Origin of the sequence: Bartonella jaculi (genome assembly GCF_039543045.1) — a bacterium.
GTDB classification, from domain to species: Bacteria; Pseudomonadota; Alphaproteobacteria; order Rhizobiales; family Rhizobiaceae; genus Bartonella; species Bartonella jaculi.
The window spans coordinates 1-4882 of record NZ_BAABIZ010000011.1 but is presented as its reverse complement, the minus strand read 5'-3'; the positions used below and the strand labels follow the sequence as shown (position 1 = coordinate 4882).

The 4882-nt window shown below is 42.2% G+C and carries 5 protein-coding genes; 3 read left to right on the top strand and 2 right to left on the bottom strand.

Annotation, left to right across the window (positions count from 1 at the left end):
• Window positions 1-325: 325 nt before the first annotated feature.
• Window positions 326-1333 carry a sensor histidine kinase gene (locus tag ABD915_RS05515; protein WP_345116298.1) on the bottom strand — a complete coding sequence of 336 codons (1008 nt, stop codon included), beginning with the start codon at window positions 1331-1333 and terminating at the stop codon, window positions 326-328.
• Window positions 1334-1353: 20 nt separating this feature from the next.
• Window positions 1354-2148: a response regulator gene (locus ABD915_RS05510; RefSeq protein WP_345116295.1), complete on the bottom strand. Its 795-nt coding sequence runs from the start codon at window positions 2146-2148 to the stop codon at window positions 1354-1356.
• A gap of 170 nt (window positions 2149-2318) precedes the next feature.
• Here ABD915_RS05510 and ABD915_RS05505 point away from each other — a divergent pair, with 170 nt between their 5' ends.
• The 3 genes from ABD915_RS05505 (at window position 2319) to ABD915_RS05495 (ending at window position 4740) form a co-directional block, all read left to right on the top strand.
• On the top strand, window positions 2319-2522 hold the full coding sequence (locus ABD915_RS05505; RefSeq protein ID WP_345116292.1) for a NepR family anti-sigma factor: 204 nt from the start codon (window positions 2319-2321) through the stop codon (window positions 2520-2522).
• Window positions 2523-2528: 6 nt separating this feature from the next.
• Window positions 2529-3083, top strand: a complete 555-nt coding sequence (locus ABD915_RS05500) for an RNA polymerase sigma factor (protein WP_345116288.1) — start codon at window positions 2529-2531, stop codon at window positions 3081-3083.
• A 226-nt stretch (window positions 3084-3309) separates the two neighbouring features.
• Window positions 3310-4740, top strand: a complete 1431-nt coding sequence (locus ABD915_RS05495; protein ID WP_345116285.1) for a sensor histidine kinase — start codon at window positions 3310-3312, stop codon at window positions 4738-4740.
• Window positions 4741-4882 lie beyond the last annotated feature (142 nt).

Genomic DNA, 4882 nt, shown 5'->3' with positions numbered 1-4882 from the left:
CAGTGATTGCGTGAAGAGATTTAAAAAAAACGCCTCGATGCTCTCTAATATTGGCAGAGGAGAATGTTTAAACCAGACGAATGATATGTTGCGCCTTCGTGGGAACTACCGGATTTGGATTCAAGAGGGCAGGATTTGAGCCGGTGCGTGCATGCCAGTAGACGAGATTTTCAAAGCAAACTCCTAAGAGCTGGTTGTGGGGAAAAAATATCTTGGTGCTGGGCAAATGGCGTGGCTTGGGGGCGTGGCTTTTGGGAGGCGGATTGGGCCGGTTTTTGGGGGCCTCGTGTTTTGCTCTTTTGTTTCACAAATGTTTTGAGCGTTTTTAAAAAAGGATATCGAAATAATCGTCAGGAACACAGAGGCAATAAACAATCCCTGTCTCTGTCCATTTTAAAGAAGCCGAACCATTTACAGATACAGGGACAATCTTTTTTAAAACAGCACTGCCAAAACACGCTTTGTTCTCACTAGAAAGAAGAGTTCCCGCTTCAAAATTTTCATTCCAAGTGATAAGAAGTTGCGTCGTTTCGTTCATTTTTGTGTGGATTTCACAACGCACACAAACACTACCCTTTTCTTGTGAGAGAGCACCAAAAGAAAGAGAATTAACAATGAGTTCATGAAAAGCCAAACCAATATGCAAAGCTGCATTGGGAAAAAGATAAGGATCCACGCCTTCAATGGAAAAGCGTTCTGTATCTTTTATCAAATAGCCCGAAGTTTGCGATTGAACTAATTCGCGAAATTGCGCTCCACGCCAATCAGAATCGGTGATCAGATCTTGAGAATGCGAAAGAGAATGGAGCCGTCCTTGAAATTTGCGTAAGAAAACCTGAAGCGATTCAGTATAACGTGCGGTTTGACTCGCAATACTTTGAATGATGGCGAGAAGATTTTTAGAACGATGACTCACTTCGCGAAGAAGTACTTTTAGAACTTGCTCACGACGGCGTAATCCTGAAATATCAACACCGGTGGTGATAATGCCGATAATTTCTCCGTTATCGTTAAGGTGGCAATCAATAGAAAATTTGTACCAAAGTGCTTGTTTGGACGTGTCCTCAAACCGGGCTTCAATGGTTTGCATTTTGCCAGTGGCTAAAACTTGCAATTTGATCGTTTCCATATTGTCAGCGAGATCAAGCGAAAAAAAATCACCATCACGACATCCCACACGCCATTTGCTGTGTAAATGCTGAGGCAGGTTTTCAGCCCATAAATAAACCAGATTGGTTGTCTGATAGAGTACACAAATATCAGCGCCACGTATCGCTTGCATGAGAGCACTGAGATGTGATCTATCCATCGGTGGAATAGGCGTAACGATCATGGTTAAGATGTTACTCTGTTCTAGGCAGCTTTGGAAGCATTCTCTTGGAAAAATAAAGCCTGGGAAATAAGCGCCTTTACCATATCAGGATTAAAGGGTTTCGTGACTAAAAAAGTCGGCTCTGGACGCTCTCCGGTCAATAATCTTTCAGGAAAAGCCGTAATGAAGATCACTGGTATACGGTCATTCTTTAAAATGTCGTTGACTGCATCAATGCCAGAACTGTTGTCAGCTAATTGAATATCAGCCAAAATGAGCCGTGGCTTCTTTTTATGATACAGCACAACAGCTTCATCGCGGGTGCGCGCAATCCCTACAACCTGATGACCTAAACTTTCTACCATTTGCTCAATATCCATCGCAATGAGTGGCTCGTCCTCAATAATCATTACTTCTGTGGCTATTTGTTGAGAAATGTCAAGCGAGGCTTGATTCAAAAACTTGCGAAATTCTTTCGCATCAAGATTCATAATTTCGCTCGCTTCCTGTTCATTAAAGCCTTCGACAGCAATCAATAAAAATGCTTGGCGTGCACGCGGGGTGAGATACGATAATTTGGCACTGGTTTTTTGTTCAAGACCAAATTGTGGCAGCGGTTCGGGTATATTCGGTGTGGTTTGGTCAAAAAGATGACAAAAAAGCCAATAGGTACCAATCCGGTCACTCGATGTTTGGGGAAAAATAGAAATGTCAGCAATGAGAGCTTCCAACATTGCTGAGACATAAGCATCGCCAGATGATTGGCTGCCCGTGACAGATCGGGCAAAACGTCGAAGGTAGGGAAGATGCGGTGCGATGCGCGTTGATAATGACATGATTTATAACTCCTTTGACCTTTTGCAAGCATTCTGTTGATTGAAATCCTCAAGAGAGGAAAAAGTTCCTTCGCTCGTATGGAACTTTTTGCATACAACCATATTTACAACTATTAGGCGAAAAAATGTTCTAGCTGCTACTTATAATATATGGATTAGGGGGATGAAAAATGAACGACCGTGATGAAAAAAATCTCACCAATCATTTAACGTTTGGAGAAGATCTTCTCGGCGTTAATAGCCAAATAGCACGAAAATTACGCCAGTTTTACATGGAAATTCAGGAAGAAGCACTTCCACTGCGTTTGCTAGAGCTCTTGGATAGGTTGGAAAAGGCAGAGCAATTTAGCTTAAACAATGTGGAAAAGGTTTGATCCTTTATGGCAAAGGGCGCGAAAAACTTTAAACAAGAACTCCTTTTGGTTCTCCCCGCTCTGCGGGCTTTTGCACTTTCTTTAAGCGGAAGACATGATAAAGCTGAGGACTTGGTGCAAGATACCGTTATGAAAGCGTGGGCTAAGCAAGACAGTTTTGAAATGGGAACAAATCTTAAAGCTTGGCTTTTTACAATTTTGCGTAATGAATTTTACAGTCAAATGCGCAAAAGAGGAAGAGAAGTTCAAGATAGCGAAGGCGTGTTTACCCAAAATATGGCTGTTCATCCAGCTCAATATGGATCGCTTGATTTGCAGGACTTTAAAAAAGCCTTAAATATGCTCTCCGCTGACCAAAGAGAAGCCATTATTCTCATTGGAGCCTCCGGTTTTTCTTATGAAGATGCTGCCAATATTTGTGGCTGCGCTGTTGGAACAATTAAAAGCCGTGTCAGTAGAGCCCGTAATCGCTTACAGGAACTGCTCAAAGTCAATGGTGAATCCGATTATGGTCCCGATTCTTATTCGGCTGGAAGTACATTATGTTCATTTAATGGCTAAAAAAGCATAATAATTATGGGGGGTAGCCTTGTTTTTTTTATTCCCGTTATAGCTATTACAGTAAAGTTAGCATCTGAGGAAATTCAGAATATTTGGACTGAACCTTAGGAAAATAACGGAAGTCTAAGGGATGAAAACATCCGTTGGGCTTGGTCGTTATGACTCTTGAGGCTGTCTTCCTTGGTGCTGAAAAATGACTATTTTCAGGTTCGCCGATGGAAATTCTATGACAACAAAGACGAATTTGCTTTCTCAAAGTCCTTCTTCTGATGTAACAATATCACGTTGGCGGTGGATGGCGATTATTGTTTCTCTGGTAATGGCGCTTTTGGCTTCGGTCTTTATTATGCTGCTTTCAAACGCCGTTGATCGGGAAGTTGCACAGTTGAATACAAGTTCAGAATTGCGTGAGCAGGCTGATTTGGTGCTTATTAGTTTGATCGATATGGCTATCGCCGACCGTAGCTATGCAAAAACCCACAACGCGGAAGACAAAGAACGCTTTGAAAATGCTGTGCGTAATCTTGACGATCTTCTCGAGTATACGGCACTCCTTGTTTATGCACATCCGCAATGGTATGAATGGTTTACGGCTTTTAAAAAAGAGGTCGAAGCACGCAAGGACTTTATGAATGCCCATATGCTTGCTCTTGATACACTTCCGGATCAATCTTCTCAACCTTCGCACTTTTCTGAAGTTCCTAAGATTCAAGTGGCACGCCTAGCCGAATTGATGACAAGCTTTATGAATGGGGATGATGTGGTGCGACAAAAACAGCGCGATGGTATAGCGCTTATGCGTGCTGCTTTAACATTGGCAGCCATTGTTTCTGTCGTGAGTACTTTTATTTCCGCCTATTTTGTCATTAATCGCTTTCATCGTGATGTACGCTCCTTAAAAATGTATCAATTGCTACTTCAGAGTGAAAATTTGGCTTTGGAAGCACGGGTGAAAGAACGCACGCAAGAATTGGAAAGAGCACGAAATCACGCCGAAAAAGAACGTCAACGTGTCGAAATGTTATTACAGGATGCAAGCCACCGCATTGGAAATTCTCTTGGTACGGTGTCTTCTTTGCTCGGACTACAATTAAATCGAAGCAAAAATAAAGAAGTGCGGGCTGTTCTTGGTGCTGCACGAGACCGTATCCAGACAATCTCCACGGCACATCGCCGTTTGCGTTTGAGTGATGATATGGAAACAACTTTATTGGCAGAGTTTCTCAGTTCGGTGGTGCATGATGTTGAATTGGCTGTGCCTTTTGAATTACGCGGAAATATCACCATTCATACCAACTTTAAAGATTGTCGATTGTCTTCAAGAGATGCAACAACACTCGGGATTATTCTTGGTGAATTGCTGACAAATTCCTTAAAACATGCCTTTCCTGATCAGCGCTCTGGCCATATTTATATCTCATTTGGACCTCAAGAAGATGGACAGCTGATGCTGATCGTGGAAGATAATGGTGTGGGCATGAAGCACCAAACAGCAGAGCAAAAAACAGGTCTTGGCCGTTTGGTGGTGGAACAGCTTTGTATGCAGTTTGGTGAAAAACCACTTTTTGAAACTTCTAATTTAGGTGGAACAAAAGTCACAATCCCTTTGCCAAAACTTAAAACAAATGGTTCAAATGATTCATCAGCTCCCTCTTAAAAGGGAATGATAATACCGTTCTATCAAACTTACGTAAATATTCTCATTTCTGATTACATCTACTGTTGATTTCCTGCTTCTTCGAGGCTGGTTTCACCAAAGTCACAAGACATTGGCCAGAGCCTTCCTCTCCACAGGCTGA

Bases quoted from the DNA above. Each gene is read 5' to 3' on its own strand.
- ABD915_RS05500 (WP_345116288.1), top strand. From the start codon at position 2,529: ATGGCAAAGGGCGCGAAAAACTTTAAACAAGAACTCCTTTTGGTTCTC.
- ABD915_RS05495 (WP_345116285.1), top strand. From the start codon at position 3,310: ATGACAACAAAGACGAATTTGCTTTCTCAAAGTCCTTCTTCTGATGTA.
- ABD915_RS05510 (WP_345116295.1), bottom strand. From the start codon at position 2,148: ATGTCATTATCAACGCGCATCGCACCGCATCTTCCCTACCTTCGACGT.
- ABD915_RS05505 (WP_345116292.1), top strand. From the start codon at position 2,319: ATGAACGACCGTGATGAAAAAAATCTCACCAATCATTTAACGTTTGGA.
- ABD915_RS05515 (WP_345116298.1), bottom strand. From the start codon at position 1,333: ATGATCGTTACGCCTATTCCACCGATGGATAGATCACATCTCAGTGCT.